The following is a 1,711-nucleotide window of genomic DNA, read 5'->3' as shown; positions in this document are numbered from 1 at the left end:
GCCCGCTTGATTCCGGTCAACCGGCCTCGGGAGCGGGCTCCTTGAGCTCCTCGAACCCCTCGAGGTCCTTGAGATCCTCGGACTCCTTGGGCTTCTGAGCCGGGATGCCCGGCGCCGGCGCCTCAATGCCGGTCTCGCCGCTGACGTCCTTCTCGCCCTCGTCCGGCGTGGAGGCGTCCTCCCCGTCCAGCGTCCGCCTCGCCCGGTCGATGTCCAGGGCCCCCTCCCAGCGGGACACCGCGAAGACTGCGACGCAGTTGCCGAGCAGGTTCGTGACGACGCGCATCGAGTCCATGATGCGGTCCACGCCGAGCAGCAGCGCGACCGCTCCGGCGGGGATCGCCCCCAGGGACGAGGCGGTCGCGGACAGGGCGAGGAACGCCGAACCGGGGATGCCCGCCATGCCCTTGCTGGTCAGCATCAGCACCAGTACGACGGTGATCTGCTGACCGAGACTCAGATCCACCCCCACCGCCTGGGCGATGAACAGCGTGCCGATGGACAGGTAGAGCGAGGCGCCGTCGAGGTTGAAGGAGTAGCCGGTGGGGAGCACCAGCCCCACGGCGTCGTCGCGGGCACCGGCCCGGCGCAGCTTCTGCATCACCCGCGGCATGACCGACTCGGTGGACGCGGTGCCGAGCGCGAGCAGCATCTCCTCGCGGATGTACCGCAGGAACTTCCAGAGGCTGAGGCCGGTCACCAGCTTCAACGCGACGGCCAGCAGCGCGACGAACAGGGCCGCGGCCACGTAGCAGAGCACGATGAGCTTGGCGTACGTCCGCATCACACCCAGGCCGTAGTTGCCGACCAGGTGGGCCATCGCACCGAACACCGCGAGCGGGGCCAGCCGCATGATGAAGCCGACGACCGCGAAGACGATCTCTTGGGCCTGCTCGATCGCGGGCAGGATCTTCGGCACCTCGGTGTGCCCGAGGTGCAGCAGAGCGGCGCCCACCAGGCAGGCCAGGATGAGAACTTGGAGCAGTTCGTTCTCGGCGAAGGATCCGATGAAACTCTGCGGCAACGCGTTCAGGATGAACTCGGTCGTCGTGGGCAGATGCCCTCCGCCCGTCGTCTCCTGCACCGCCGCGGCGTCGAGCGAGGAGGGGTCGACGTTCATGCCCTTGCCCGGGCCGACGACGTTGGCTGTGACAAGACCGATGACCAGGGCGGCCGTCGAGGCGATCTCGAACCAGATGAGGGCCTTGACCCCGATCCGGCCGAACGCCTTCAGGTCACCGGCCTTGGCGATGCCGACGACGACCACACAGAACACCAGTGGCGAGATCACGGTCTTGATGAGCCGGGTGAAACCGTCGCCGAGCGGTTGGAGAGCCGTGGCCGTGTCCGGCCACAGCTTTCCGACGACGATTCCGAGGACGAGCGCGCAGGTGACCTGCGCGAAAAGCGAGGTGTGTAGAGTGCGTGCGACGCGTCGCGCGAGGGACGGTACGGACGGGGGCACGAAGCCTCCTAGAGGGACGGGACGCACAGAAGCCGGAGGGGGCTTCTGTGATATGGAAAGCGATTTCCGTTTCCGACACTCTGGAGGCTGCCTTGATCGCGCACAAGACCGCAGCGTTGCAGCCAAGTAAAAGCGTCATAAGTGGCTCATGGGCCTGCACGCGCGCTGTCTGCGGCTGAGCACGCTCATGGACGAGAACATGCTGGTGGCGAGCGGACCGGAGGCCACCGAGGACCTCTTCAGCAC

Annotated in this window: 1 protein-coding gene; it reads right to left on the bottom strand. The window is 67.2% G+C overall.

Annotated elements, in window-relative coordinates; all coding sequences use genetic code 11:
• Positions 1-16: 16 nt before the first annotated feature.
• Positions 17-1,465 carry a cation:dicarboxylase symporter family transporter gene (locus ABZ281_RS48280; RefSeq protein ID WP_356665084.1) on the bottom strand — a complete coding sequence of 483 codons (1,449 nt, stop codon included), beginning with the start codon at positions 1,463-1,465 and terminating at the stop codon, positions 17-19.
• Positions 1,466-1,711: the final 246 nt, after the last annotated feature.

The sequence above is a fragment of the Streptomyces sp. NPDC006265 genome (assembly GCF_040613555.1).
GTDB lineage: Bacteria > Actinomycetota > Actinomycetes > Streptomycetales > Streptomycetaceae > Streptomyces.
Note: the sequence above shows the minus strand (reverse complement) of the source record. Positions and strands in the feature narration are given on the sequence as shown.